21 protein-coding genes and 3 tRNA genes are annotated in these 25,054 nt (G+C 70.6%); 9 read left to right on the top strand and 15 right to left on the bottom strand.

What is annotated here, in order from left to right:
- Window positions 1-416 precede the first annotated feature (416 nt).
- The gene (locus tag ACFYWY_RS31435) at window positions 417-1,133 is read right to left on the bottom strand and encodes an SDR family oxidoreductase (RefSeq protein WP_389192600.1); all 717 of its coding nucleotides are present in this window, start codon (window positions 1,131-1,133) and stop codon (window positions 417-419) included.
- 142 nt (window positions 1,134-1,275) lie between these two features.
- Here ACFYWY_RS31435 and ACFYWY_RS31440 point away from each other — a divergent pair, with 142 nt between their 5' ends.
- The gene (locus ACFYWY_RS31440) at window positions 1,276-2,223 is read left to right on the top strand and encodes an AraC family transcriptional regulator (RefSeq protein ID WP_389192603.1); all 948 of its coding nucleotides are present in this window, start codon (window positions 1,276-1,278) and stop codon (window positions 2,221-2,223) included.
- A gap of 824 nt (window positions 2,224-3,047) precedes the next feature.
- On the opposite strand, the gene ACFYWY_RS31445 is transcribed toward ACFYWY_RS31440, so the two are convergent.
- From ACFYWY_RS31445 to ACFYWY_RS31465, 5 genes are all read right to left on the bottom strand, one after another.
- Complete coding sequence (locus ACFYWY_RS31445; RefSeq protein WP_389192606.1) at window positions 3,048-3,323, bottom strand: hypothetical protein; 276 nt, start codon at window positions 3,321-3,323, stop codon at window positions 3,048-3,050.
- Window positions 3,324-3,474: 151 nt separating this feature from the next.
- Window positions 3,475-4,038 carry a hypothetical protein gene (locus ACFYWY_RS31450; protein ID WP_389192609.1) on the bottom strand — a complete coding sequence of 188 codons (564 nt, stop codon included), beginning with the start codon at window positions 4,036-4,038 and terminating at the stop codon, window positions 3,475-3,477.
- A 115-nt stretch (window positions 4,039-4,153) separates the two neighbouring features.
- Window positions 4,154-4,227 (bottom strand) — tRNA-Ile (locus ACFYWY_RS31455).
- Between the two features lie 212 nt (window positions 4,228-4,439).
- Window positions 4,440-4,512, bottom strand: a tRNA-Asn gene (locus tag ACFYWY_RS31460).
- A gap of 5 nt (window positions 4,513-4,517) precedes the next feature.
- Window positions 4,518-4,590 (bottom strand) — tRNA-Asn (locus ACFYWY_RS31465).
- Window positions 4,591-4,763: 173 nt separating this feature from the next.
- On the opposite strand from ACFYWY_RS31465, the gene ACFYWY_RS31470 reads away from it, so the two are divergent.
- The 4 genes from ACFYWY_RS31470 (at window position 4,764) to ACFYWY_RS31485 (ending at window position 10,363) form a co-directional block, all read left to right on the top strand.
- The gene (locus ACFYWY_RS31470; RefSeq protein WP_389192612.1) at window positions 4,764-5,063 is read left to right on the top strand and encodes a YtxH domain-containing protein; all 300 of its coding nucleotides are present in this window, start codon (window positions 4,764-4,766) and stop codon (window positions 5,061-5,063) included.
- 65 nt (window positions 5,064-5,128) lie between these two features.
- Window positions 5,129-6,619, top strand: a complete 1,491-nt coding sequence (locus ACFYWY_RS31475; protein ID WP_389192615.1) for an FGGY-family carbohydrate kinase — start codon at window positions 5,129-5,131, stop codon at window positions 6,617-6,619.
- Window positions 6,620-6,710: 91 nt separating this feature from the next.
- A complete protein-coding gene (locus ACFYWY_RS31480) occupies window positions 6,711-8,444 on the top strand; it encodes an ABC transporter ATP-binding protein (RefSeq protein ID WP_389192618.1) in 1,734 nt (577 codons plus the stop codon).
- Window positions 8,441-10,363 carry an ABC transporter ATP-binding protein gene (locus tag ACFYWY_RS31485; RefSeq protein WP_389192621.1) on the top strand — a complete coding sequence of 641 codons (1,923 nt, stop codon included), beginning with the start codon at window positions 8,441-8,443 and terminating at the stop codon, window positions 10,361-10,363. Before ACFYWY_RS31480 ends, ACFYWY_RS31485 begins: the two co-directional genes overlap by 4 nt.
- A gap of 285 nt (window positions 10,364-10,648) precedes the next feature.
- Here the strand turns inward: ACFYWY_RS31485 and ACFYWY_RS31490 are convergent, their stop codons facing one another.
- The 5 genes from ACFYWY_RS31490 to ACFYWY_RS31510 all read right to left on the bottom strand — a co-directional run bounded on the left by ACFYWY_RS31490 (window position 10,649) and on the right by ACFYWY_RS31510 (window position 17,781).
- A complete protein-coding gene (locus ACFYWY_RS31490) occupies window positions 10,649-11,905 on the bottom strand; it encodes an RNA polymerase sigma factor (protein WP_389192623.1) in 1,257 nt (418 codons plus the stop codon).
- A 95-nt stretch (window positions 11,906-12,000) separates the two neighbouring features.
- On the bottom strand, window positions 12,001-13,908 hold the full coding sequence (dnaG, locus tag ACFYWY_RS31495; protein ID WP_389192626.1) for a DNA primase: 1,908 nt from the start codon (window positions 13,906-13,908) through the stop codon (window positions 12,001-12,003).
- 36 nt (window positions 13,909-13,944) lie between these two features.
- Entirely contained in the window at window positions 13,945-15,207 is a 1,263-nt protein-coding gene (locus tag ACFYWY_RS31500; protein ID WP_389192629.1) for an NAD(P)/FAD-dependent oxidoreductase, read from the bottom strand.
- 128 nt (window positions 15,208-15,335) lie between these two features.
- Window positions 15,336-16,691 carry a deoxyguanosinetriphosphate triphosphohydrolase gene (locus ACFYWY_RS31505; RefSeq protein WP_389192632.1) on the bottom strand — a complete coding sequence of 452 codons (1,356 nt, stop codon included), beginning with the start codon at window positions 16,689-16,691 and terminating at the stop codon, window positions 15,336-15,338.
- Between the two features lie 163 nt (window positions 16,692-16,854).
- A complete protein-coding gene (locus tag ACFYWY_RS31510) occupies window positions 16,855-17,781 on the bottom strand; it encodes a sirohydrochlorin chelatase (protein ID WP_389192635.1) in 927 nt (308 codons plus the stop codon).
- A 279-nt stretch (window positions 17,782-18,060) separates the two neighbouring features.
- On the opposite strand from ACFYWY_RS31510, the gene ACFYWY_RS31515 reads away from it, so the two are divergent.
- The 3 genes from ACFYWY_RS31515 (at window position 18,061) to ACFYWY_RS31525 (ending at window position 21,607) form a co-directional block, all read left to right on the top strand.
- Entirely contained in the window at window positions 18,061-18,675 is a 615-nt protein-coding gene (locus ACFYWY_RS31515; protein WP_389192826.1) for a vancomycin high temperature exclusion protein, read from the top strand.
- Between the two features lie 51 nt (window positions 18,676-18,726).
- On the top strand, window positions 18,727-19,308 hold the full coding sequence (locus tag ACFYWY_RS31520; protein WP_389192637.1) for a TIGR03086 family metal-binding protein: 582 nt from the start codon (window positions 18,727-18,729) through the stop codon (window positions 19,306-19,308).
- Window positions 19,309-19,498: 190 nt separating this feature from the next.
- Window positions 19,499-21,607: a molybdopterin oxidoreductase family protein gene (locus tag ACFYWY_RS31525; protein WP_389192640.1), complete on the top strand. Its 2,109-nt coding sequence runs from the start codon at window positions 19,499-19,501 to the stop codon at window positions 21,605-21,607.
- 7 nt (window positions 21,608-21,614) lie between these two features.
- Here ACFYWY_RS31525 and ACFYWY_RS31530 read toward each other — a convergent pair whose 3' ends face one another.
- The 3 genes from ACFYWY_RS31530 to ACFYWY_RS31540 all read right to left on the bottom strand — a co-directional run bounded on the left by ACFYWY_RS31530 (window position 21,615) and on the right by ACFYWY_RS31540 (window position 23,227).
- Complete coding sequence (locus tag ACFYWY_RS31530; RefSeq protein ID WP_389192829.1) at window positions 21,615-22,046, bottom strand: gamma-glutamylcyclotransferase family protein; 432 nt, start codon at window positions 22,044-22,046, stop codon at window positions 21,615-21,617.
- A gap of 2 nt (window positions 22,047-22,048) precedes the next feature.
- Window positions 22,049-22,372, bottom strand: a complete 324-nt coding sequence (gene cutA, locus ACFYWY_RS31535) for a divalent-cation tolerance protein CutA (RefSeq protein ID WP_389192643.1) — start codon at window positions 22,370-22,372, stop codon at window positions 22,049-22,051.
- A gap of 150 nt (window positions 22,373-22,522) precedes the next feature.
- Window positions 22,523-23,227 carry an NADPH-dependent FMN reductase gene (locus tag ACFYWY_RS31540; RefSeq protein ID WP_389192646.1) on the bottom strand — a complete coding sequence of 235 codons (705 nt, stop codon included), beginning with the start codon at window positions 23,225-23,227 and terminating at the stop codon, window positions 22,523-22,525.
- 287 nt (window positions 23,228-23,514) lie between these two features.
- On the opposite strand from ACFYWY_RS31540, the gene ACFYWY_RS31545 reads away from it, so the two are divergent.
- Window positions 23,515-24,021: a hypothetical protein gene (locus tag ACFYWY_RS31545; protein ID WP_389192649.1), complete on the top strand. Its 507-nt coding sequence runs from the start codon at window positions 23,515-23,517 to the stop codon at window positions 24,019-24,021.
- A 177-nt stretch (window positions 24,022-24,198) separates the two neighbouring features.
- Here the strand turns inward: ACFYWY_RS31545 and ACFYWY_RS31550 are convergent, their stop codons facing one another.
- The gene (locus tag ACFYWY_RS31550) at window positions 24,199-24,999 is read right to left on the bottom strand and encodes a putative protein N(5)-glutamine methyltransferase (protein WP_389192652.1); all 801 of its coding nucleotides are present in this window, start codon (window positions 24,997-24,999) and stop codon (window positions 24,199-24,201) included.
- Between the last annotated feature and the right edge of the window lie 55 nt (window positions 25,000-25,054).

Genomic DNA, 25,054 nt, shown 5'->3' on the forward strand with positions numbered 1-25,054 from the left:
CACGAACCACCACCGCCCTGATGCAGCGTCAGCCCACTAGACTCGAAACAGGCACGCTGACCAGGACAAATGGAGAAGCACAACTGGAGTACTAGTACTCCAGAGTGACTTCGCGATCTACGCGCTGGAGGGGGCGGAGAGCCGCTGCCGGTAGTGGCTGCGACGTGCCGAAGCTTGGTGGCTTCTGCGCCAGTTCGACCAGTGCAGGAGTGCGTTCAGGGCTGTGATCGGCGGGCTGAACAGTGCGCCGATCAGGCGGCGGATCTCCGGGACGGTCAGGTCGACCGGGTCTCCGCTTCGGGCCGGGCGGCTCGCATCCGCACGTCTGGTCGGCCTCGCGTCGTCGACTGCCGCGGCAAGGAACGCGTCGCGTCGGTGCGGCGTTGCTCCGTTGGCTGTTATGTGTGGCGCCTATGTCACACCAGTGCCGCGCCGCCGTCTATCGCGAGCGTGGTGCCGGTGACGTAGGCGTTGGCCAAGACGAAGAGATAGGCCGCCGCGGCTTCCTCGGCAGTGCCGACACGCCGCGTGAGCAGCTCGGACCCGGCGCCCTGGAGGAAAGCCTCCGGGTCTGGGACACTGCCGTCCCACAGCTCGGTACGGATCACACCGGGCTGGATCACGTTGACGCGCAGAGGGGCGAGTTCGACGGCGAGTGCCCGGGACAAGGCCTCGATGCCGCCGGTGATACCTGCCGTGAGCGCGGTTCCGGACAGTGGGCGGATCGCGAGGACGCCGGAGCTGAAAGTGATCGAGCCGCCGTCGCGCAGTCGCGGTGCAGCGTACTTGGCGGAGAGGAACGCGCCCCAGAACCGGCGCTCGAAGACGGCCCTGGCCTCCTGCGGGGTGGTGTCGACCAACGGCTTGATCAGCAGAGATTCGCCCGCGGTGTAGACGAGGTGGTCGAAATCCCCGACCTGCTCGAAGAATGCGGCGATGGCGTTGCCGTCGGCGACGTCCAGGCGGCGGCCTTCGGCCGGCTCGCCCAACCGCTTCGTCGCGGCGTCCACGCGGTCCTGATTGCTAGAGGCGACCACGACGTCCGCGCCGGCCGCCGCGGCCTGTTGGGCTACCGCGAAGCCGATGCCGGAGGTTCCACCGATGATCACGATCTTCTTGCCAGCCAGAGACATGGGATCCATTCCTTCGTCGATGCAGTGCGGGGTTCGGCAACCGCCATGGCAAGAACGTACGCCTCCACATCGAGACGGTGAATGACTTAAGATCTCGATTCCCTGTCATATCGTCTCGCCGTACAGGCGCTAGAGTGGTGCTGTGGACATCCTGAGCGACACCCTCGAAGTCCTGCGAACGGGACGTCCGATGGTGACTCGCACCGACGCACACGCCCCGTGGGCCCTGAAGTTCCAACCCATCTCAGGAGCTGGATTCCACGTGGTCGTGGAAGGGCACTGCCATCTGCTGCCACCGCACGGCCAACCGCTCGCGCTCGGCCCCGGCGACATCGTGTTCCTGCAGCGCGGCAGCGGGCACACCTTGTGCGACGTGCCGGGCCGCGATCCGGTGGACTTCGTACCGGAGCGCGTGGACCGTTCCTCGCCGATCGGCCAGGTCACCGTGGACGGACCAGGGCCGCGCACGGTGCTGGTGTGCGGCGCGTACGCGATCGACGTTGATCGCCCGCATCCGCTGTTCAGCGATCTACCGGAGGTCATCCACCTCCCCGCGGTTCCCGGCCGCCACCCGGTGCTGCGCTCGGCGGTCGATCAGCTGTGCGCCGAGTTCCACGCGCGGCAGCCGGGCTCGGACGCGGTCGTCACGGCGCTCATCGATCTTCTGCTGCTGTACATCCTGCGGTCGTGGTACGCCGAACTACCGAAGGAGCGGACCCGGGGTTGGGCGGCCGCGCTGACCGACCCGGTAGTTGCCCCGGCCCTGAAGGCGATCCACGACGATCCCGGCCATCCCTGGACCGTGGAGTCGCTGGGCACCCGGGCCGGGCTGTCCCGCGCGGCGTTCGCTCGCCGCTTCGCCTCGGTGGTCGGCGAGCCGCCGTTGACCTACCTGACCAACTGGCGGATGGCCACCGCGGCGCGGTTGCTGCACCGATCGCCGACCCCGCTGAGCACGATCGCGCAGCACACGGGGTACACGTCGGAGTTCGCCTTCGCCAAAGCTTTCAAACGGCACTTCGGGTCGCCGCCGGGGGCCTACCGCAAGCAGGTCAAGGTGGCAGGCGACGAACCAGGCGGATACAACTAACGGTGAGGGCCAGGACATCACCGCAGCGGATTGGGAAGCGGTGGTCGCTGCCGATCCCGGCCTCGCGGTGGCCCCGATGTGGTGGAGCGCCGGGCGGATCGTGTCCAAGAACCCAGCGATGCGGTGATCGCGACGATGCGCGGTGGCGGAGGTTCTGGAGGCGAAGGTCCAGGTTGACGACGGCGATTACTACGACGCCTGATGCGTGCGGCCACCGCGAGATGATCAAGGGTTTGTGTGGACTGTCACGCAGCGTCGGCCCCGCACACGCGGGGATGTTCCGCTGGGCTTGCTCGCCGCACTGCTGCTGTACGGGGCGGCCCCGCACCCGCGGGGATGTTCCCACGGATCGCCGGCATCAGGCCCTCGCGCTTGCGTCTATCGGGCCGTTTCCGAACCAACGGGTCCCCGAAGAAGCCACCGCCGATCCGTGCCAGGTATCCGGTCTCATAGCGTGTGCGAGCGATGGCTCCGGTGTCATTGCTCATGACCCCCCGGGAGGGGCGCGGTCTTGCCCGCGCCCCTCGGTCGAGTCAGGAGGCGGGGCCGGTGGCGGCGGCCGCCGCGCGACGCTTCGGGCTTCGCTCACGTCGGCGTCGGCTGGTGGCGGGGCCCGCCTCGGGGGCGGGCTGGTGCTCCGTGCCGTTGTCGACGTCGTCGGGTTTCGGTACGGGGGCAGCTTCGGGCGTGGTATCCCGTTCGGGGCTCGGAGCCTCCCCGGATGCCTGCTTCTGCGGCGCCGGTTCCTCGGCCGCCGTCTCTTCGCCGCCCCCGTCTGGCTCCGGCTCGGATTTATCCTGCGGGTTCGGCTCGGCCTTGGGGTCTTAGTGGTTGTCGTCGGGGGCCGACGGGGTGTCGCGTTCGGCGGTGACAGCGGCGAGGACGTTGTCGAAGAGGTCTATCGATGGACGGTGGCCGACGTAGCGGGGTTTGTACTCGAAGGCGGGCAGCAGGTGGTCTTCGAGAGTGCGCAGGATGATGTCTGCGGGGTCTTCGTCGTCTTCGGTGACGAGGGTGGTCGCCTTGCTGTAGCGGCGCCCCTCGGGGAAGCGCGGGGCGATTTGCGCTTCGTGGGCGGCTTTTTCGGCAGGGGTGGTCACCCGGACTGGGTCAGCCGGCGATTCAAGCGCCTGGTGGAGCTGTCCGGGCTGCCCCCTGTCCGCCTCCACGATGCCCGGCACATCTCAGCGAGCCTTTCATTGCTCGCAGGGAACGACATCAAGGTCGTGCAGGAGAAAACTCGGCCACAGCTCACGGCAGATCACCTCCGACACGTACACCAGCGTCCTGCCCGAGCTGCTGCGCGCCGAGGCTGAGTCGACGCTCTCCGTCGTCCCGCGCGAAGTGTCCTACAGAGTGCATCAGGCGCTGAAGATCCCAGAGAGTGCCTTCAGGGATGGGCTGGCCGTCGTGTACGCCCATGCGGCGAGCTACGGCGATCTCTGGCCAGTAGGTGCCCGGCTTCGGCACGACGGTGAACTGCTGGGGGAGATCAGAGCCCCCGTGCGCTCCCCCGAGCAGGCGGCGGCTGCCGCAGAGAAGTGGCTGCGCGCGCACTGCACCGAAGGCAGCTTGCAACTGGTCCGAGTCGAGAATCCGCACGCGGCAGTACCTGAGGATCAGCGTCAGCGCCTCACCTTGGTGCGGCAGCGTCAGCGCCTCACCTTGGTGCGCTTCGTGGTCGGCCGCGTCGCTGCATCCGACGTAGCCGGCTGGCTGGAGCGAGCCCGAAGGACGACGGCGCGGACGAGCGACAGGGCCAGGAAGCCGCGTAGGAACACGCGGCTGAGGCGTGTCGTTGCCGCTGGTGTCCACACGTTGTCCACACACTGAGTGGACAACGGCAGAAACGGGCCGTCACGATCACCGGCAAGACCCGTCCGACCAGGGAAAACGCTGGTCAGATCGTTTCTGCACGCGTAGCGCGCGGTGGGGCGGGTGGGACTCGAACCCACGGCCGACGGATTATGAGTCCGCTGCTCTAACCGGCTGAGCTACCGCCCCTAACGGCGCGTCGCGCACAAATGTGCGCGCCGTCTGCCGCAGCATAGCCGCTCATACGATCTCCTGCCTCGGATGGTCGGCAACGCACAATCATGAGGACTGCGCTGCCCCCTGCCCGGTTCCAGGAGCCGTCGAGAAGTCGTCGTGAAGCCGTCGCGACGTACTCCAGGACACGAAAAAGGACCCCCCGCGGGGCCCTCTTCCGGTAGCTGCTCCCCCGGCTGGACTCGAACCAGCAACCCTCCGGTTAACAGCCGAATGCTCTGCCAATTGAGCTACAGGGGATCGCGCTCCCCCGACTGGACTCGAACCAGTAACCTGCCGGTTAACAGCCGGCTGCTCTGCCAATTGAGCTACAGGGGATTGCTGCGTGTGCACCGAACGCACCTACCCGGGGCGTCCCGGGGGGCGTGTGCTCGCTGCGACACATACATTAGCGCAAGCAGGGGGGTGCTCCGCCAATCGGTAAGGGCCCGGGTGATCACGGGCCTGACCGGGTAGGCGGCGAGCACCGACGCAAGGGAAGGGTGGCAGCCATGCGGTACAAGCTGACGTTCCTCGCCGGACTGGCCCTCGGCTACGTGATCGGCACGCGAGCCGGGCGCGAGCGCTACGAGCAGCTGAAGAAGTCCGTGCGCGAGTTCTCCCAGAATCCCGCCGTGCGCAATGCCGCGGAGTCCGCGGCGCACAACAGCCGCGAGGCCGCGGGCAAGGCCTTCCACGCGGTGAGCGACAAGGTCGGGGACCGGGTTCCCGACTCGGTGGCCGAGCGGGTGCGGTCCCTGCGGGAGCGGAGCGCGAGCAGCGAGGACGACTGGGGCACCACTAATACGTGACCACCGGCAGCACTGACCGACGTGCGTGACGTAGTACCACCGCGCGTGCGGCAGAATCTTGTGTCATGGGGATAGTCGCCGGCTTGGACAGTTCGTCTGCATTCACGCGCATCGTCGTCTGTGACGCGGACACGGGTTCCGTGCTGCGCCAGGGATACGCGCCGCACCCCGTCGAGGCGAAGGCCACCGAGATCGATCCGCAGGTGTGGCTGCTCTCGCTCGGCGAGGCCGCGGCCGGCGGGCTGCTCGAAGGCGTGCAGGCCATCGGCGTCTCGGCGCAGCAGCACGGTCTGCTGACGCTGGACGCGCAGGGCAATCTCGTACGTCCCGCGCTCCTGGGCAATGACCGGCGGGCGCAGGCCGCCGCGGCGGATCTGATCGACGCGCTGGGCGGGCGGCAGGCCTGGGCCGAGGCCGTCGGCTCGGTGCCGCAGTCCGCGCAGCCGGTGGCGAAGCTGCGCTGGCTGGCGCGCTCCGAGCCCGAGTCGGCGCAGCGCGTCGCTTCCGTCATGCAGCCGCACGACTGGCTGGTGTGGCAGCTGCTCGGGCGGCCGGCCCGCAGGACCACGGACCGCGGCGGCGCTTCCGGCACCGGTTTCTGGTCGGCGGGGTCCGGCTCGTACCGGCACGACCTGGTGGAGCTGGCTCTCGGGCACCAGTGCGCGCTGCCCGAGGTGCTCGGTCCGGCCGATGCCGCGGGTACGACGCCCGAGGGGCTGCTGATCTCCGCCGGGACCGGCGAGACGATGGCGGCGGCCTTCGGGCTGGGCGTCGGGGTCGGCGACGCGGTGGTCTCGCTGGGGGCCTCTGGCTCCGTGATGGCGGTGCACCACGACGCGTTGGCCGATCCGAGCGGGATGATTACGTCGTTCGCCGATGCGACCGGGATGCATCTGCCGGTGGTGCACACGCTCAATGCCGTACGGGCGCTGCGCGGCACGGCCGAGCTGCTGGGCCTGGAGGATCTCGATGAGCTCTCCGCGCTGGCCATGAAGTCGACGCCCGGTTCGTCCGGGCTTGTGATGCTGCCGTATCTGGAGGGCGAGCGCACTCCACAACTGCCGCACACCGCGGGGACGCTGAGCGGTCTGCGCCGCGAGTCGATGAGGCCCGAGCATCTGGCCCGAGCCGCTTTCGAGGGCATGCTCTGCTCACTCGCGGACGCCATGGACGTGCTGCGCGGGCGCGGGGTCGAGGTGCGCAGGGTGTTTCTGCTGGGTGGCGCCGCCGAGTTGCCGGCCGTACAGGCCGCGGCCCCCGCGATCTTCGGGGCGCAGGTCGTCGTGCCGCAGCCCGCCGACTACGCCGCGGTCGGCGCGGCCCGGCAGGCCGCGTGGGCGCTCGGGGTCTCGCAGGGGACGCTGTCGCGGGCCGCTCCACCGGCCTGGCAGGGGGCCGCGGTTGGGGTTGCCCCCGGCTTGTCCACGGGAACTTTCGAGGCGGGCGAGCAAATCGTTCCGTCGGAGGAGGAACGCGCGGTGGGTCAGGCGGTGCGTCAGCAGTACGGCGCGACGCGGGATCAGATCCACCCCGGGGCGTTCAACCCGACATCTTGACCCTGCCTTGAATTAATCCCTTGAGGTTCCCAGGGTGGAGTGCCGCAAGATGGGGTGACCCCTCGATCTTGCCGACTCCGAGAGACAGCGCGTGCTGATACGACTTCTGCGGACGTACCTCGGTCCGTACCAGAAACCCATCGCCGTACTGGTGGCGCTCCAACTGCTGCAGACCAGCGCCACCCTCTATCTGCCCACCCTGAACGCGGACATCATCGACAACGGTGTCGTGAAGGGGGACACGGGCTACATCCTCCAGGTCGGCACGGTCATGATCGCCGTCAGCGTCGTCCAGGTGGTCTGCAACATCGGCGCCGTCTTCTACGGCGCGCGGACCGCGTCCGCGCTCGGGCGCGATGTCCGGGCCGCCGTCTTCGACCGGGTGCAGAGCTTCTCCGCGCGCGAGGTAGGGCACTTCGGGTCGCCGTCGCTGATCACCCGTACGACCAATGACGTCCAGCAGGTGCAGATGCTGGTCCTGATGGCGTTCACGCTGATGGTGTCGGCTCCCATCATGTGCGTCGGCGGCATCATCATGGCGCTCGGCCAGGATGTGCCGCTGTCTGCGGTGCTGCTCGCGGTGGTGCCGGTGCTCGGCATCGCGGTTTCGCTGATCGTCAAGAAGATGCGGCCGCTGTTCCGGACCATGCAGGAGCGTCTGGACACGGTGAACCGGGTGCTGCGGGAGCAGATCACCGGCAACCGCGTCATCCGCGCCTTCGTACGCGACGAGTACGAGAAGGAGCGGTTCCGCGGGGCCAACACCGAGCTGACCGATGTGTCCCTGTCCACCGGCCGGCTGATGGCGCTGATGTTCCCGACCGTCATGACGGTGGTGAACGTGTCGTCCGTCGCCGTCGTCTGGTTCGGTGCGCACCGCATCGACAGCGGCGAGATCCAGATCGGCGCACTGACCGCGTTCCTCGCGTATCTGATGCAGATAGTGATGGCGGTGATGATGGCCACCTTCATGTTCATGCAGGTGCCGCGCGCCGAGGTCTGCGCCGAGCGGATCGAGGAGGTGCTGGCGACGGATTCGAGCGTGGTGCCGCCGTCCGCGCCCGTACGGCGGTTGCGCAGCCACGGGCATCTGGAGGTGCGGAACGTGGAGTTCCGCTACCCGGGGGCCGAGGAGTCGGTGCTGCGCAGCGTCGATCTGGTGGCGCGGCCCGGTGAGACGACCGCGATCATCGGGTCGACGGGCAGCGGAAAGTCGACGCTTCTGGGGCTCGTACCGCGGCTGTTCGATGTGACGGGCGGCGAGGTGCTCGTCGACGGGGTGGATGTGCGGGAGCTCGATCCGGCGCTGATGGCGAGGACGGTGGGGCTCGTGCCGCAGAAGCCGTATCTCTTCTCCGGGACGGTGGCCACGAATCTTCGGTACGGAAAGCCCGGCGCGAGCGACGACGAGCTGTGGCAGGCGCTGGAGGTCGCGCAGGCCGCCGACTTCGTACGGGATCTCGAAGGCGGGCTGAACGCGCCGATCGCGCAGGGCGGCACCAATGTCTCCGGCGGGCAGCGCCAACGCCTCGCGATCGCCAGGACCCTGGTGCAGCAGCCGGAGATCTACCTCTTCGACGACTCCTTCTCGGCGCTGGACTACGCGACGGACGCGGCGCTGCGCGGGGCGCTGGCACGCGAGACCGCCGAGGCGACGGTGGTGATCGTCGCCCAGCGGGTGTCCACCATCCGCGACGCCGACCGCATCGTCGTCCTGGACGAGGGGCAGGTCGTGGGGACCGGCAGCCATCACGAGCTGATGGAGAGCAATGAGACCTACCGAGAGATCGTGCTCTCGCAGCTGACGGAGGCTGAGGCCGCATGAGCGGGCCGGGCGGACGGATGATGATGGGACCGGTCGAACGGTCCATGGATTTCAGGGGCTCGGGCAAGCGGCTGCTGCGGCAGCTCGCGCCTGAGCGGACGACGCTGTGGGTGATGCTCGCGGCGTGTGTGCTGAGCGTCGCGTTCGCGGTGGTCGGGCCGAAGATTCTGGGGCAGGCGACCGACCTGGTCTTCGCGGGGGTCGTCGGCCGGGAGATGCCGGCGGGGACCAGCAAGGAGCAGGCGATCGCCGACCTGCGGGACAAGGACCAGGGCGAGCTCGCCGACATGCTGTCCGGCGTGGGCTTCACGCCCGGCGACGGCATCGACTTCGCCGCCGTGGGCAATGTGCTGCTGGTGGCGCTGGTGGTGTACGTGGCCGCGGGTCTGCTGATGCTGGTGGCGACGCGGCTGTCGATCCGGGTGATCAACCGGACCGTGTTCCGGATGCGGGAGGACGTGCAGACGAAGCTGTCGCGGCTGCCGCTGTCGTACTTCGACCGGGCCAAGCGCGGCGAGGTGCTCAGCCGGGCGACGAACGACATCGACAACGTCTCGCAGACGCTGCAGCAGACCATGGGGCAGCTGATCAACTCGCTGCTGACCATCGTGGGCGTGCTGGCGATGATGTTCTGGATCTCGCCGCTCCTCGCGGTGGTCGCGCTGGTGACGGTGCCGGTGTCGGTCTTCGTGGCGACGAAGGTCGGCAAGCGTTCGCAGCCGCACTTCGTGCAGCAGTGGAAGACCACCGGCAAACTCAACGCCCATATCGAGGAGATGTACACCGGCCATGCGCTGGTGAAGGTCTTCGGGCGCCAGAACGAGTCGGCGCAGGCTTTCGCCGAGCAGAACGAGGAGCTGTACGAGGCCGGTTTCAGGGCCCAGTTCAACAGCGGGGTGATGCAGCCGCTGATGTTCTTCGTCTCGAACCTCAACTATGTGCTGGTGGCGGTCGTCGGCGGACTGAGGGTCGCGTCCGGCGCGCTGTCCATCGGCGATGTGCAGGCTTTCGTCCAGTACTCCCGGCAGTTCTCGATGCCGCTGACGCAGGCCGCCTCGATGGCGAACCTGGTGCAGTCGGGCGTCGCGTCCGCCGAGCGGATCTTCGAGCTGCTGGACGCGGACGAGCAGGAGGCCGACGCTCCGTCGGCCGAGCGGCCGGAACAGCCGCTGGGGCAGGTCTCGCTGGAGAAGGTCGCCTTCCGGTACGACCCGGAGAAGCCGCTCATCGAGGATCTGTCGCTGAGCGTGGAGCCGGGTCATACGGTCGCGATCGTCGGCCCGACGGGTGCGGGCAAGACGACGCTGGTGAATCTGCTGATGCGGTTCTACGAGGTCACGGGCGGCCGGATCAGCCTGGACGGCGTGGACATCGCGAAGATGTCGCGGGAGGAACTGCGCTCCGGCATAGGGATGGTGCTCCAGGACACCTGGCTGTTCGGGGGCACGATCGCGGACAACATCGCGTACGGCGCGTCCCGCGAGGTGACGCGGGAGGAGATCGAGGAGGCGGCGCGCGCGGCGCACGCCGACCGTTTCATCCGTACGCTCCCCGACGGCTACGACACGGTGATCGACGACGAGGGCTCGGGCGTGAGCGCGGGCGAGAAGCAGCTGATCACGATCGCGCGGGCGTTCCTGTCCGATCCGGTGATCCTGGTGCTCGACGAGGCGACGAGCTCGGTCGACACCCGTACCGAGGTGCTCATCCAGAAGGCGATGGCGCGCCTGGCCCACGGGCGTACGAGCTTTGTCATCGCGCACCGGCTCTCCACGATCCGGGACGCGGATGTGATCCTGGTGATGGAGAACGGGGCGATCGTCGAACAGGGCACGCATGAGGGGCTGTTGGCGGCGGACGGGGCGTATGCGCGACTGTACGCGGCGCAGTTCGCGCAGGCGGTGGTGGAGGTGGAGTAGGGGGGCGGTGCGGAGGCGCCTGCGGCGGGCTTCACCCCATCCCGCCCTCCCCCTACGGCCTGGCGGCCGTGGGAGGTACCCCCATCCCGTAACCGGGGGCGCTGCCGCCGGACCCGCCCCCTACGCCCTGCGGGCGTGGGGGACCCCCAGTACGCCCTTCGGGCGTGTCCTCAATCGCCGGACGGGCTTGATTTCCGCCGGTCGTCCTGAGAATTCAAGCCGACCGGCGGAAAATCTAAGCCCCTCCGGCGATTGAGGAGCGGGGTCCGGGGCGGAGCCCCGGTGTCAGTCCAGGTAACCCCGCAGTTGGTCCGCGAAGGCGTGGTCGCGGAGTTTGTTGAGCGTCTTGGACTCGATCTGGCGGATGCGTTCACGCGTCACGCCGAAGATCCGGCCTATCTCTTCGAGCGTGCGCGGCCTGCCGTCGACCAGCCCGTAGCGCAGCTGCACGACCTTGCGTTCGCGCTCGCCGAGGGTGGAGAGCACCGCCTCGAGGTGTTCACGCAGCAGCAGGAAGGCAGCCGACTCGACGGGGGACGCCGCGTCGCCGTCCTCGATGAGATCCCCGAGAGCGACATCGTCCTCCTCCCCCACCGGCGCGTGCAGCGAGACCGGTTCCTGGGCCAGCCGCAGCACCTCGCTGACCCGCGCGGACGGCAGGTCGAGCTGGACGGCGACCTCTTCGGGGGTGGGTTCGTAGCCGCGTTCCTGGAGCATCCGGCGCTGGACCCGGACGACCCGGTTGATCAGCTCGACGACATGGACCGGGACGCGGATGGTGCGTGCCTGGTCCGCGAGGGCCCGGGACATGGCCTGGCGGATCCACCAGGTCGCGTACGTGGAGAACTTGTAGCCGCGGGCGTAGTCGAATTTCTCGACCGCCCTGATCAGGCCCAGGTTTCCCTCCTGGACGAGGTCGAGCATGGTCAGCCCGCGGCCGACGTAACGCTTGGCGACGGAGACGACGAGCCGGAGGTTCGCCTCGATCAGCCGGCGCTTCGCCATCCGGCCCATGACGACCAATTTGTCGAGGTCGACGGCGAGTTGGGAGTCATCGATGTCGGGGGTCTTGCCGAGCCGCTCCTCGGCGAACAGACCCGCTTCGACGCGCCGCGCCAGTTCGACCTCCTCGGCGGCCGTGAGCAGCGGAATCCTGCCGATCTCCCGCAGATACTGACGGAACAGGTCGGACGAGGGCCCGGCGCTGTCCATGCGGGCGGCCCGTCGTTCCGGAGGCTCGGGCACTTCCACCGGATCCTCGACGACAGTCTCCGGGACCGCTTCGGGAACGGTCACGGTCTCGGGGTGTACGGCCCGGCTCTGCGCGGGGACCTGCGCGGAGACGGCCGCGACAGCATCGGTCTCGGTCAGGGTCTGGGTCTGCACGGGGGCGACCTCCAGGGTGATCGCTGCCGGTTCGGGGGCGTGCGGCAGCGGGACGGAGGCGGCCGGACCGCTTTCCGTCCCGTACACGATGAACGGATCCGCGGGGGTGAGAGGTCCACTGTCGGTGGACCGGCCGCGCTCCGGGGACTCAGGCACCGCACCCCAGTGTGGGGTACGACACATCACTGCCACGAGGGGCGTGCGGCTACTTTTTGAGTCCAGTGCGTGACCGGGCGGTTACCCAAGCGGGGCTAGAGGGCGTCCGCGCCCTGATTGCGCAGGGACTGGGCGTACTGCTGGAGCACCCACAGTTCGTTCTGCACGGCCGTGTGGTGCTCGGGGTCGGCGTGCGGGCCGAGGCGGGCGAGGGTGCCCTGGACCTCGCGGATGCGGCGGTCGACCGCGCGGAGGCGGACCTGGACGAGCTGGGTGCCGGCGTACGTCTCGTCGACCGTCCTGGCGTGGACCGCTTCGACGGCGAGCTCGGTGACCAGGGCGCGCACGGTGTCGTTCGGGGCGGCGTCGCGCACGCGGGCGAGGTACTCGGGGGAATCCTGGGTGCCCTGTTCGGCGCCGCCGGCCTCGGCGATGGTCTGGCGGACCGCGGCGTACGGCGGGGCGGTGAACTCGTCCACGCCGTACGCGTCGAAGGCCGGGGAGACCAGGTCCGGGTGCTGGAGCGCGAGCTTGAGCAGTTCGCGTTCGGTGCGGTGGGCGGGGCTGCGGAGGTTGAGGGCGGGGCCGCCCGCGGAGGTCTGCGGAGCCGTCTGGTTCTCGTACGACCGCGGAGTGCGGGACGGGGTCGCGGGGCCGCGGCCGCCGCGGTCGCGCGCCCAGCGGGCGAGCTGGGCGACCCGCTTGACCACGAACTGCGTGTCGAGGATGCCGAGAATGCCGGCGAGTTGCACGGCCGACTCGTGCTGGATGGCGATGTTCTTGATGCCCGCGACGATGGGCGCGGCCTCGTCGAGCGCGGCGGCCCGGCCCGCGGGCGTCTCCAGGTTGTGGCGCAGGACGCTGTGGCGGATCGCGAACTCGAAGAGCGGCGTGCGTGTTTCGACCAGCTTCTGCACGGCGTCGTCGCCCTCGGCCAGGCGCAGTTCGCAGGGGTCCATGCCGCCGGGCGTAATGGCTATCGACGTCTCGGCGGCGAACTTCTGGTCGTCCTCGAAGGCGCGCAGCGCGGCCTTCTGCCCGGCCGCGTCGCCGTCGAAGGTGAAGATCACCTCGGCGGTGGCGTTGTCCATCAGCAGCCGGCGCAGGATCTTGATGTGGTCGCCGCCGAAGGACGTGCCACAGGTGGCGATGGCGGTGGTGACCCCGGCCAGATGGCAGGCCATGACGTCGGTGTAGCCCTCGACGACGACGGCCCGGCTGGTTTTGGCGATCTCCTTCTTGGCGAGATCGATGCCGTACAGCATCTGGGACTTCTTGTAGATGCCCGTCTCAGGGGTGTTGAGGTACTTCGGCCCGTTGTCGCTCTCGTACAGCTTGCGTGCTCCGAAGCCGACGACATCGCCCGAGATGTCGCGGATCGGCCACATCAGCCGGCCGCGGAAGCGGTCGATGGGGCCGCGGCGGCCGTCCTGGGAGAGGCCGGAGAGGATCAGCTCTTTGTCGCTGAAGCCCTTCCCGCGCAGAAAGCGGGTGAGGTGGTCCCAGCCCTGCGGGCTGTAGCCGACGCTGAAGTGCTGGGCGGCGGCCTGGTCGAAGCCGCGCTCGGCGAGGAACTTGCGGCCCGTCTCGGCCTCGGCGCCGGTCTCCAGCTGCTCGATGTAGAACTGCGCGGCGGCCTTGTGCGCCTCGACCAGGCGGATGCGCTCGCCCCGCTGGTGGGTGGGGTTGTACCCGCCCTCCTCGTAGCGCAGGGTGATGCCCGCCGTCGCGGCGAGGCGCTCGACCGTCTCGGAGAAGGTGAGATGGTCGATCTTCATCACGAAGGCGATGGTGTCGCCGCCTTCCTGGCAGCCGAAGCAGTGGAAGAGACCCTTGCTCGGGCTGACCTGGAAGGAGGGGGACTTCTCGTCGTGGAAGGGGCAGAGCCCCTTGAGGTTTCCGCCGCCGGCGTTGCGCAGCTGGAGGTACTCGGAAACGACGGCGTCGATCGGGACCGCGTCCCGGACCGCCTTCACGTCGTCATCGTTGATCCTGCCTGCCACACGCGGAAGTCTACGGTGGCGCGGTGACACTCCCCGTCAGCTGTTGAGGGAAGTGAGCGGTACGGAAGGGTCGGCGAGTGCGTCCGGGTCCACCGGGTCGCCCGAGCGGATCAGCTGCTGGATCGGATCGGTGACGTCCCACACATTGACGTTCATCCCGGCGAGCACCCGGCGGTCCTTCAGCCAGAAGGCGATGAACTCCCGTTTCCCGACGTCGCCGCGGAGCACCACTTGCTCGTACGAGCCGGGCGGCGCCCAGCCGGAGTACTCCAGGCCCAGGTCGTACTGGTCGGAGAAGAAGTACGGGATGCGGTCGTAGGAGACGTCCTTGCCGAGCATCGCGCGCGCGGCGGCCGGGCCGCCGTTGAGGGCGTTCGCCCAGTGCTCGACGCGCAGCCTGGACCCCAGCAGCGGGTGGTGGGCGGCCGCGACGTCGCCCGCCGCGTAGATGTCGGGGTCGGAGGTGCGCAGCGCGGCGTCGACGGCGATGCCGCCGCCGTGCGCCCGGTCCGCGAGCGCGAGGCCGGCGGCTTCGGCGAGGGCGGCGCGCGGGGCCGCGCCGATCGCGGCGAGGACGTCGTGGGCCGGGTGCTCCTCGCCGTCGTCGGTACGGGCCGCGAGGACCATGCCGTCCTGGCCGGTGATCTCGGTGAGGCGGGCGCCGAAGTGGAAGCGGACGCCGTGCTCGCGGTGCAGTTCGGTGAAGACCTGGCCGAGCTCGGGGCCGATGACCTGGTGCAGCGGGGTGGGTTCCGGTTCGACGACGGTGACCTCGGCGCCGTAGCCGCGGGCGGCGGACGCGACCTCCAGGCCGATCCAGCCCGCGCCCGCGATGACCAGATGGCCGTTGTCGCGGCCGAGTGCGGTGAGCACCTGGCGCAGCCGGTCGGCGTGGGCGAGGCGGCGCAGATGGTGGACGCCGACCAGGTCGGTGCCGGGAATGTCCAGGCGGCGCGGCTCGGCGCCGGTGGCCAGCAGCAGCTTGTCGTAGTGCAGGACGGTGCCGTCGCCCAGGCGTACGGACTTGGCGTCGCGGTCGACGGCGACGACGGTCTGGCCGAGGTGCAGTTCGACGTCGGCCTGGGCGTACCAGGCGGGTTCATGGACGAAGACGCTGTCGCGCTCCTCCTTGCCCGACAGATAGCCCTTGGACAGGGGCGGCCGCTCGTAGGGGTGGTCGCGTTCGTCACCGATGAGGATCACGCGGCCGGTGAACCCTTCGGCGCGGAGGGTCTCGGCGGCCTTGGCTCCGGCAAGGCCGCCACCGACGATGACGAATGTCCGATGTGCGTCGACCACTTGATGCCTCCTCTTTGCTTCTACGCTGCACAGCCTTCAGCGAGCGTCCCGCACGCAGCGTTATGGCGGAAGAGGGAGTGACCCGTGGGCGTGTCATCCCGGACGCGCCGCGGGGCCCTCCCGGCTGCTCAGCGGCGGGCCGTGAGCTGGGTGTGCAGGGTGCGGGCGGAGTCGTCCGTGAGCGAGGCGAGCTGATCGACGATCACCCGCTTGCGCGCCCGGTCGTCGGGGGCGGCGTCGAACAAAGCACGGAATTGCGGGTCGAGGCTCTCGGGGGCGCGGGCGGTGAGCGCCTCGGCCAGTTCGGCGAGCACGATGCGCTGGTCGGCGCGGAGCGCCTCCTGTTCGGAGCGCTGCATCACATAGCGGTCGGCGACGGCCTTGAGAACCGCGCATTCGTTGCGGGCGGCGCGCGGAACGACCAGCTCGGCGGCGTACCGGGTGAGCCGCCCGGAGCCGTACGCCTGGCGGGTCGCGCCCTCGGCGGCGAGGCAGAAACGGCCGATGAGCTGGCTCGTGGCGTCCTTCAGCCGGCCCTGCGCGACCGCAGAGCCGTCGTAGTGGTGCGGCCACCACTCCTGGTCGATGAGCCGGTCCAGGGCCTCGGCCAGCTCCTGCGGCTCTGTGTCCTCGGGTACGTACCGCCCGATCGCCACCCGCCAGATGTCGGTGCGCTCCGGTTCGGCGAGGAGGAGGTTGGGGTCGATATGGCCGGCGTGCAGTCCGTCCTCGAAGTCGTGCACGGAGTACGCCACGTCGTCGGACCAGTCCATGACCTGGGCCTCGAAGCACTTGCGGTACGCGGTGGCGCCCTCGCGGGCCCATTCGAAGACCGGCAGGTCGTCCTCGTAGACGCCGAATTTCACCGAGTCGGGGTCGGTGGGGTGTCCGCCGCGCGGCCAGGGGTATTTGGTGGCGGCGTCCAGGACTGCCCGGGTGAGGTTGAGGCCGACGCTGACGAGCTCGCCGCTCCCCGCCCCGGCATCGGCCGGTGTCGCCGTGCGGCGGACGAACCGCTTGGGCTCGATACGGGTCAGCAGCCGCAGCGACTGGGCGTTGCCCTCGAAGCCGCCGCAGTCCTTGGCGAAGTCGTTCAGCGCCTGCTCGCCGTTGTGTCCGAACGGCGGGTGGCCCATGTCGTGGGCGAGGCAGGCGGCCTCGGCGAGATCGGGGTCGCAGCCGAGCGCCGCGCCCAGTTCCCGTCCGACCTGGGCGCATTCGAGGGAGTGGGTGAGCCGGGTGCGGGGGCTGGCGTCCCATGCCTGGTTGCGGGTGCCGGGGGTGACCACCTGGGTCTTGCCGGCGAGCCTGCGCAGCGCGGAGGAGTGCAGCACGCGCGCGCGGTCGCGCTGGAAAGCGGTGCGGCCCGGGCGTTTGTCCGGCTCGGGGGCCCAGCGTGCGGTGGCCGCCTCGTCGTAAGCGTCGTCGGGAGCCACGTCGTATGCGTCGGGGCCGGATGAGGTGGTGCCGGTGGTGCCTGCCATGCACCGAAGGTAACCGGAGCCGCCGGCGGACGGGCGACGAGGTGGGCTGCGCAGGGGCGAGTTCGCGCCGCCGCACGGCTGGGCTGCGCCGGTGCGCGGCGGGGGCTACGCCGGTGCGCGTTCGCGCCGCCGCAGGGCTGGGCTGCGCCGGTGCGCGGCTGGCCTACGCGGGTGCGAGTTCGCGCCGCTGCGTCGCGTACGCAGTGCTCAGGGCCTCGTCGTAGCGCTGCAGCAGCAGCCGGGCCAGGGCCGGGTGCGCGCCGAGCGGGGCGGCGGCGATCCAGGGCGAGGCGGCGGCGCTGCGGGTGGCGAACAGGCCCGGGAACGCGAAGTAGGAGGCGATCGCGATGCGGTGGCGGCCGCGGGCGGTGAGCGCACGGACGGCCGCGGGGACGGTGGGCTGGGCAGCCGACGCGTAGGCGGGAATGACCGGCACTCCGCCGAGGCGCTCGCTGAGCAGTTCCGCCGTGTCACGGGCGTCGGACGCGGAATCGGGGTCGCGCGAGCCGGCGGCGGCCAGGACCACTCCGGCGCTGCGGCTGGTGCCGTCCTCGGGCTGCCAGCCCGCCTCCGCCAGCCGTGAGCAGAGCGCCTCCACGAGGAGGGGGTGCGGGCCGAGCGGGGCGGCGACGCGTATGTCCGCGCCGGGGACGGCCGCGGCCGCCTGCGGCAGATCGTGCTTGACGTGGTAGCCGCGGCCGAGCAGCAGCGGTACGAGGACGGCGCGGGCGCCGTCCTCGCTCCGCTCGCCCTCGAGCGCGGCGAGGGTGCGGGGCAGCAGCGGCTCGTTCAGCTCGATGTGGCCGAGGCGGACGTCGAGGCCGGGGCGCAGCTCGCGGACCCGGTCGAGGAGCTCGGTGGCGGTGAGCAGGGCGCGCGGGTCGCGGCTGCCGTGCGCGACGGCGACGAGGGTGGGCCGTTCGGTCGGGGGCATGCGCCTGCGGGTTCCGTTCAGTGTGACGTGGCTGAGTTGGCTGCCGAGCTGGTCGGAGATGCGCAGGAACAGCTGCGCCGTGGTGTCGAGGGGCCTCGTGTCGAGGGGCGTGGTGTCGAGGGGCAGGGACTCGCGAAGGTACGCCGGCTCCGTCATGGACTGATCCTGCCGGGCAGAGATTGCCGGGTCATTGCGTGAGGGTGACGGGTGTTTTCCACAGGCTCACCGGCTCCCCTGCGGCGTTGTCAGACCCGCCACCCAGGGATCGAGACGCCGGGGAGGTGTGCGCCCTGCCCGAACTGCTCGCCGGCCAAACAGGTCCCCCGACCGAACCGATCCGGCCCAATCCGCGTCTGACCAGGCGTGAAGGTGAGACTACGACTGCCCAAAGCACCCAGAACCCGGCGCGCCCAGCGGCGGATCGCGCAGACCGTCATGCTCGCCTGCGTCCTCGCGCTCGCGCCCGCGACCTGGATGCACGCCGTCGCCGACAGCCGCGTCCGCACCGTCGCGCAGGTCCCCGCGCAGGATGTCGCCGTGGTCTTCGGGGCCGGGCTCTGGAAGGGCCGCCCCACTCCCTATCTCGCGCACCGGCTGGATGCCGCCGCCGAGTTGTACCGGGCGGGCAAGGTCAAGGTCGTGCTCGTCACCGGCGACAACAGCCGCGTGGAGTACGACGAGCCGGACGCCATGCGCTCGTATCTCACCGCCCGCGGCGTGCCTGACAAGCGAATCGTCAGCGACTACGCCGGGTTCGACACGTGGGACTCCTGCGTACGCGCCAAGAAGATCTTCGGCGTCCACCGCGCGGTCCTGGTGACCCAGGGCTTCCACATCCGTCGGGCCGTCGCGCTCTGCCGGGCCGCGGGGGTCGAGTCGTACGGCGTCGGGGTCGCCGAACCCCACGACGCGACCTGGTACTACGGCGGGACGCGGGAGATGATCGCGGCGGGCAAGGCGGCGGTGGACGCCGCGTTCACGCCGGATCCCCGGTTCCTGGGCGCCGAGGAGCCCGGCGTGAGGGAAGCGCTGGCCGCAGCTGCCCGGTGACACGCGGCGACAGACTCGCGTCGGCATCCGCAGCGCGCGACAGTGAACCGTATGGAAAACCACGTAGCAACCCTGCTCAGCCGACACGCCGAAGCGCTCGCGCTCTTCACCGAACGCGTGCACGCCGTACGGGCCGATCAGTGGGACGACCCGACGCCCTGCACCGAGTGGACCGTTCGCGATCTCGTCAACCATCTCACCGCGGAGCAGCTGTGGGTGCCGGACCTGGTGACGGATGGAGCGGGCATCGATGAGGTGGGCGACGCGTACGACGGCGATGTGCTCGGCGCCCACCCGCGGGCCAGCTGGGACGCGGCCGCGCGGGCCGCACGGAAGGCCTTCGGGGCGCCTGGGGCGCTGGAGCAGACGGTGCTGCTCTCGTACGGCGAGACCCCGGCGGTGGCGTACTGCGCGCAGATGATCACGGACGCCGTCGTGCACAGCTGGGACCTGTCCCGTGCGATCGGCGCGCCGGAGCGGCTGCCGGACGTGCTGGTGGGCTTCGCGCTCGACGAGGTCACTCCGTACGCCTCTGGCCTGTCGAAGTCCGGCCTTTTCGCCCCGCCGATCGAGCCGCCGCCGGGCGACAGTCACCAGGCCAGGCTGCTGGCGCTGCTCGGCCGCCGCGCCTGAGGCGCGCCGCGGGTTCCTCACGGGGAGCCGCGGTACGTCACGGGGAGCCGCGAGTACCTCACGGCACCGCGGGTTCCTCACAGGCACCGCGGGTTCCTCACGGGGCCGCGGGGGGCGGGCGGAGCCGGGCGTACCCGGACCGTAATCCGGCGTGCCCGCCCGCGTAACACGCGCGTCCCAACCTGGGCGTATGTCCGAAACCACCACCGAGGCTGCTGCCCCGGCCACGCCGACCCACTGTCCCTACTGCGCCCTGCAGTGCGGGATGAGTCTGCGCGGCGGACCGGAAGCGGTCGAGGTGGTGGAGCGCCCGGACTTCCCGGTGAACCGGGGCGCGCTGTGCGGCAAGGGCCGCACCGCGCCCGCGCTGCTCTCCTCCCGGGTGCGCCTGACCGAGCCCCTGGTCCGTCGCCCCGCCACAGGCAGGCTCGAGCCGGCCACCTGGGAGGAGGCGCTTGGCACGGTCGCGGCGGGACTGCGGCGTACGAGGGAGACGTACGGCCCCGACGCGGTCGGCGTCTTCGGCGGCGGGGGCCTGACCAATGAGAAGGCGTACTCGCTGGGGAAGTTCGCGCGGGTCGTGCTGGGCACCTCGCAGATCGACTACAACGGGCGCTTCTGTATGTCGTCGGCGGCGGCCGCGCACCAGCGGGCGTTCGGGCTCGACCGCGGGCTGCCGTTCCCGCTGGAGGACATTCCGCGCACCGGATGCGTGATCCTCGTAGGCTCGAATCTCGCAGAGACGATGCCGCCGGCGCTGCGCTATCTGACCGAACTGCGGGAGAACGGCGGCACGTTGATCGTCGTCGACCCGCGGCGGACACGGACCGCGGAACAGGCCGACCTGCATCTCGCGCCCCGGCCGGGGACGGATCTGGCGCTCGCGCTCGGGCTGCTGCACCTGGTGGTCGCCGAGGGGCGTACGGACGAGGAGTTCATCGCCTCGCGCACGAGCGGCTGGGGCGAGGCGCGGGCCGCGGCGATGGCGCACTGGCCGGAGCTGGTGGAGCGGATCACCGGCGTGGGCGTGCCCCAACTGCGCGAAGCGGTGGAAATGTTCTGCGGCGCCGAGTCGGGGATGGTGCTGACCGCGCGCGGTCCGGAGCAGCACTCCAAGGGCACGGACACGGTGAGCGCCTGGATCAACCTCTGCCTGGCGACCGGCCGCGCGGGCCGGCCGCTGTCCGGCTACGGCTGCCTGACCGGTCAGGGAAACGGCCAGGGCGGCCGCGAACACGGCCAGAAGGCCGACCAGTTGCCGGGCTACCGCAAGCTCGACGACCCGGCGGCGCGGGCGCATGTCGCCCGGGTGTGGGGGGTTGAGCCTCAGACGCTGCCGGGCCCGGGGCGCAGTGCGTACGAACTGCTGGACGCGCTGGGCGGTGATGTGAAGTCGCTGCTGCTGATGGGCTCGAACCCGGTGGTCTCCGCGCCCCGGGCCGGGCATGTGGAGGAGCGGCTGCGCTCGCTGGACTTCCTGGCCGTCGCGGACGTGGTGCTGTCGGAGACGGCGGCGCTCGCGGACGTGGTGCTACCGGTCACGCAGTGGGCGGAGGAGACAGGCACGACGACCAATCTGGAGGGCCGTGTCCTGCTGCGCCGCCAGGCGGTGCAGGCCCCACCAGGCATACGGAGCGACCTGGAGGTGCTGGGCGGGCTGGCGGCTCTGCTCGGCCACGAGAAGGGCTTCCCCGCGGACCCGGAGGAGGTCTTCGAGGAACTGCGCAGGGCGTCGGCGGGCGGCCCGGCGGACTACTCCGGCATCACGTACCGAAGGATCACTCAGGAGGACGGGGTGTTCTGGCCGTGCCCCGAGGAGGCCTCCGGAGACCATCCCGGCACGCCCCGGCTCTTCCTCGAACGGTTCGCGACCCCCGACGGGCGCGCCCGTTTCGTCCCGGTGGCGCATCGGGCCGCCGCCGAGGAGGTCGACGAGGCCTATCCCGTACTGCTCACCACCGGGCGGGTCGTCTCGCAGTACCAGTCCGGCGCGCAGACCCGGCGGGTCGATGAGCTCAATGCCGCCGCCCCCGGGCCCTTCGTCGAGCTGCATCCGTTGCTCGCCGAGCGAGTCGGGGCCGTCGAGGGCGAGCCGCTCGCCGTCGTGTCACGGCGCGGGCGGGCCGTCGGGCCCGCCCGGATCACCGCCGGGATACGGCCCGACACCGTCTTCATGCCGTTCCACTGGCCCGGCGACGGCCGGGTCAACTCGGTGACGAACCCGGCGCTCGACCCGACCTCGCGGATGCCGGAGTTCAAGGTGTGCGCGGTCCGGGTGGAACGCGCACACGTGACATAGCCCCAGGTCAGCTGCTCAGCCGGCCGCACCAGTCGCCGCCCCGGATCCGCGTGCCCTTCGCCCGCAGCTCCGCGGCCACACCCGGCGCCGCGACGTACACCCAGGCCCGTACGGCCGTGCCGTCCGGGCGCAGGACGTCGCGGGCCACCCGCTCGTACACATTGCGCGGGTGGCCGGGCGCGGTGTACTCCTCCAGGTGGTCGAGTACCGCGAGCAGCTCGCCGTACTCCCCCGCAGCCGCCGTCACCAGCTCCCCCGCGACTGTGCCGCCGCCGGCGTCGAGGACGGCGTACGGATAGCCGGGGCCCTCGTACAGCACCGCGCCCGTGAGCAGCGCGGGCTCTTCCGTCGCCGTCCGGCCGTGCAGGAAGAGATCGTGGTTGCACTCGCCCGGGCGCAGCGTGCCGTAGACGAAGAACGGGAGCTGGTCGGCAGACATCGTCACGGCGCCGTGGTCTCCGCGTCGATCCACGCCAGATACGCGGCGCTGCCGGCCACCACCGGCGTCGCGATGATCTCCGGCGTCTCGTAGTCGTGCGCGGCGACCAGATGCGACTCCAGCGCCGCATAGCAGGCCTGCGTCGTCTTGAAGAGGACCTGCCACTCCTCCGCGGTCTCGACCTCGTGCTTCCAGCGGTAGACGGAGGTGACGGGCGCGGAGATCTGCGCGCACGCGGCCAGCCTCGCCTCCACCGCGCCGCGCGCCAGCTCCTCCGCCTTCGCGGCGCTGTCGGTCGTGGTCAGTACGGTCAGTGCCTGGGCCACTGACGGGCTCCTTCGGGTCGCGGTCCATAACCGGTCGGTCAGGCCACCGTACGCACGGCTCTTGCCCAACGTCCCGGCATCTGTGACGACGCTTGCGGCGCAGCCGCTCGCCAGCCGCTCGCCCAGCGGCCCGATCAGTACGGTCGGCCCTCAACCGGCGTACGGGTGGCTGGACTTGGCGTTCCGCAGGGCGTGCCCCCACCAGGCGAGCCGGTCGAGCATCGTCTTGGCGGCGGCGTCGCAGGCGGCGGGGTCCTTGTGCCGCCCATCGCCGTCGAAGTGGGTGCCGGCCTGGTGGAAGGAGACCGTGTCGCGGACGCTGACGGCATGCATTTCGGCGAAGACCTGGCGCAGCTGCTCGACGGCGCGCAGGCCGCCGGAGATTCCGCCGTACGAGACGAAGCCGACGGGTTTGGCCTGCCACTGGGTGTGGTGCCAGTCGATGAGGTTCTTGAGGGCGGCGGGGAAGGAGTGGTTGTACTCGGGGGTGAGGACGACGAAGGCGTCGGCGTCGGCGAGCTTCGGGGAGACCTTGGCCAGTTCGGCGCGGACGGCGGGGCCGGGGCTGTAGGAGAGGGCGGTGGGCAGGTCGGCGTCGGCAAGGTCGATCAGTTCGACGGTGAAATCCTCGCGTCCGGCGGCGCGGGAGAGGAACCAGTCGGCGATGACGGGGCCGAAGCGGCCTTCACGGTTGCTGGAGAGGATGACGGCGAGCTTCAGCGGCGCGGCACTCTCGGGCGCGGTGCTCTCGGGCACGGTTGCACGCACGGTCTCGGGCGCGGTGGCAGGCACGGCCTCGGGCACGGTGCTCTTGAGCACGGTTGCGCGCACGGCTTCAGGCGTTGTGAGGTCCATGAGGATGAGACTGGTACCTCAAGCATGATTGAGGTCAAGCCCATGCCCAGCGAGCCGGTTCGGCCGGCCGGGGCCGCCCTCACCCGTTCAGCACGCGTCGGACCCAATCCCCCATCCGACTCCCCATCACCCGCCATGACCTGCGACAACGTCCGGCGTCCAGCACGACACGCCGAGTCGGGCCATCGAATCTGATTGCCCATCAGCAGGCGTGGGCCGCGGGCTGCGCCTTATCTCAGAGAAACGAGGACGACACTCGCACCACCGTGCTTCTCCGGAGGAGCCCCATGCGCACCACCGCCCGCCTGCTGCCTGCCACCGCGCCGGCAGCCGCCACGATAGGGCTCGGCGCCCACGGGGCGTACGCCGGGGACTTCGCGGTAATGGAGGCGTTCCCGTCGACCGCCGCGCCGGGCGCGACCATCACCGTGAACACCGCCGCCTGCGGCCCGGGCGGCCGCGGCGTCGGAGACGCACGGTCGCTGGGCGCGGGCGGATTCCGTCTGTCGGCGGGTACGCACAAGAAGGTCGTGGTCGGCCGGTTCAAGGTCCCCCACGACACCGAGCCCGGGACCTACCCCATCGAGGTGAGCTGCAAGAACGACAAGCCGGCCACCGGTGACCTCGCGGTGCGGCATCACAAGCGGCCGAGCGGCCATGTGCACACCGGCGTCGGCGGCAGCGTCGGCCCGGACATCACCAAGATCGCGGCGGGCGTGGCCGTACTGGCCGCGGCCGCCGTCGGCGGGACCCTGCTCCTGCGCCGCCGGGCGAGCGGCGCGCAGGGCAGCTGACGGGCCGGTTCACACCGTCCCGGAGTACCCGCCGTGTCCCCGCTCCCGTCGGGCCCCAGGGCCTGACGGGAGCGGGCCCGGGAGTGTTGAGCGACGTCTGAGGTTCCGGGAAGGGGCGGGCGGCGCAGCGGCCGACGGACAGTCTGGCAACCGGTCACGCCAAAGGCCGTTTCGGTACTAGGGCGAGTCCACGGGCCTGGTTCCGATGACGACGGTGGCGTACAGCTCCTCGGAGACAGCCACCCGCGGCGCCAGCCCGCCTCGGGCGAAGGCTTCGACGGCCCCCGGCGCCTGCCGCTCGCCCGTCTCGATGAGCAGGCACCCGCCGGGCGCCAGCCATCGCGACGCCGCACCGGCCACCCGCCGTAGTACGTCAAGCCCGTCCGCGCCGCCGTCGAGCGCCACCCGCGGCTCGTATTCGCGCGCCTCCGGCGGCAGCAGCCCGACCTCCCCAGTCGGCACATACGGCACATTCGCGGCCAGCACATCGACCCCGCCCCGCAGCGCGGCGGGCAGTGGCCCGAAGAGGTCGCCCTCGTACACCTGCCCCCCGACGGGCCCGACATTGCGCCGGGCGCACCGCACCGCGGCCGGGTCGACATCGGCGGCGTGCAGCTGAGCCCCCTCGAGCGCCGCCGTCAGCGCGACGCCCACGGCGCCGGAACCGCAGCACAGATCGACGACGACAGCCCCCGGCCCGGCGAGGCGGACAGCCTGCGCCACGAGGAACTCGGTGCGCCGGCGAGGCACGAAGACCCCGGGCTCGACGACCACCCGCAGACCGCAGAACTCGGCCCATCCGAGGACGTGTTCAAGGGGCAGCCCGGCGACCCGCCGGTCCACCATGGCGGCGAGTTCGGACTGCGACATTGCCGTGGAGGTGAGCAGTCGCGCCTCGTCCTCGGCGAACACACAGCCGGCGGCGCGGAGCCTGGTGACGATGGCGGAGAGAGGAAGAAGTGACGGTGAAGCCGGCATGGAAGCCTTTCGGGAAGCCTGAGGGCGCTCCCGCGGGGCGGTCACCTATGTCGGA

The sequence above is a fragment of the Streptomyces sp. NPDC002870 genome, from assembly GCF_042888505.1.
Classification (GTDB): Bacteria; Actinomycetota; Actinomycetes; order Streptomycetales; family Streptomycetaceae; genus Streptomyces.

What these genes read in the sequence shown, in the direction of transcription:
- ACFYWY_RS31435 (WP_389192600.1), bottom strand. Translation starts at nt 1,133, where the DNA reads ATGTCTCTGGCTGGCAAGAAGATCGTGATCATCGGTGGAACCTCCGGC.
- ACFYWY_RS31470 (WP_389192612.1), top strand. Translation starts at nt 4,764, where the DNA reads ATGCGGTACAAGCTGACGTTCCTCGCCGGACTGGCCCTCGGCTACGTG.
- ACFYWY_RS31475 (WP_389192615.1), top strand. Translation starts at nt 5,129, where the DNA reads ATGGGGATAGTCGCCGGCTTGGACAGTTCGTCTGCATTCACGCGCATC.
- ACFYWY_RS31485 (WP_389192621.1), top strand. Translation starts at nt 8,441, where the DNA reads ATGAGCGGGCCGGGCGGACGGATGATGATGGGACCGGTCGAACGGTCC.
- ACFYWY_RS31505 (WP_389192632.1), bottom strand. Translation starts at nt 16,691, where the DNA reads ATGGCAGGCACCACCGGCACCACCTCATCCGGCCCCGACGCATACGAC.
- ACFYWY_RS31510 (WP_389192635.1), bottom strand. Translation starts at nt 17,781, where the DNA reads ATGACGGAGCCGGCGTACCTTCGCGAGTCCCTGCCCCTCGACACCACG.
- ACFYWY_RS31515 (WP_389192826.1), top strand. Translation starts at nt 18,061, where the DNA reads ATGCTCGCCTGCGTCCTCGCGCTCGCGCCCGCGACCTGGATGCACGCC.
- ACFYWY_RS31520 (WP_389192637.1), top strand. Translation starts at nt 18,727, where the DNA reads ATGGAAAACCACGTAGCAACCCTGCTCAGCCGACACGCCGAAGCGCTC.
- ACFYWY_RS31525 (WP_389192640.1), top strand. Translation starts at nt 19,499, where the DNA reads ATGTCCGAAACCACCACCGAGGCTGCTGCCCCGGCCACGCCGACCCAC.
- ACFYWY_RS31530 (WP_389192829.1), bottom strand. Translation starts at nt 22,046, where the DNA reads ATGTCTGCCGACCAGCTCCCGTTCTTCGTCTACGGCACGCTGCGCCCG.
- ACFYWY_RS31540 (WP_389192646.1), bottom strand. Translation starts at nt 23,227, where the DNA reads ATGGACCTCACAACGCCTGAAGCCGTGCGCGCAACCGTGCTCAAGAGC.
- ACFYWY_RS31545 (WP_389192649.1), top strand. Translation starts at nt 23,515, where the DNA reads ATGCGCACCACCGCCCGCCTGCTGCCTGCCACCGCGCCGGCAGCCGCC.
- ACFYWY_RS31550 (WP_389192652.1), bottom strand. Translation starts at nt 24,999, where the DNA reads ATGCCGGCTTCACCGTCACTTCTTCCTCTCTCCGCCATCGTCACCAGG.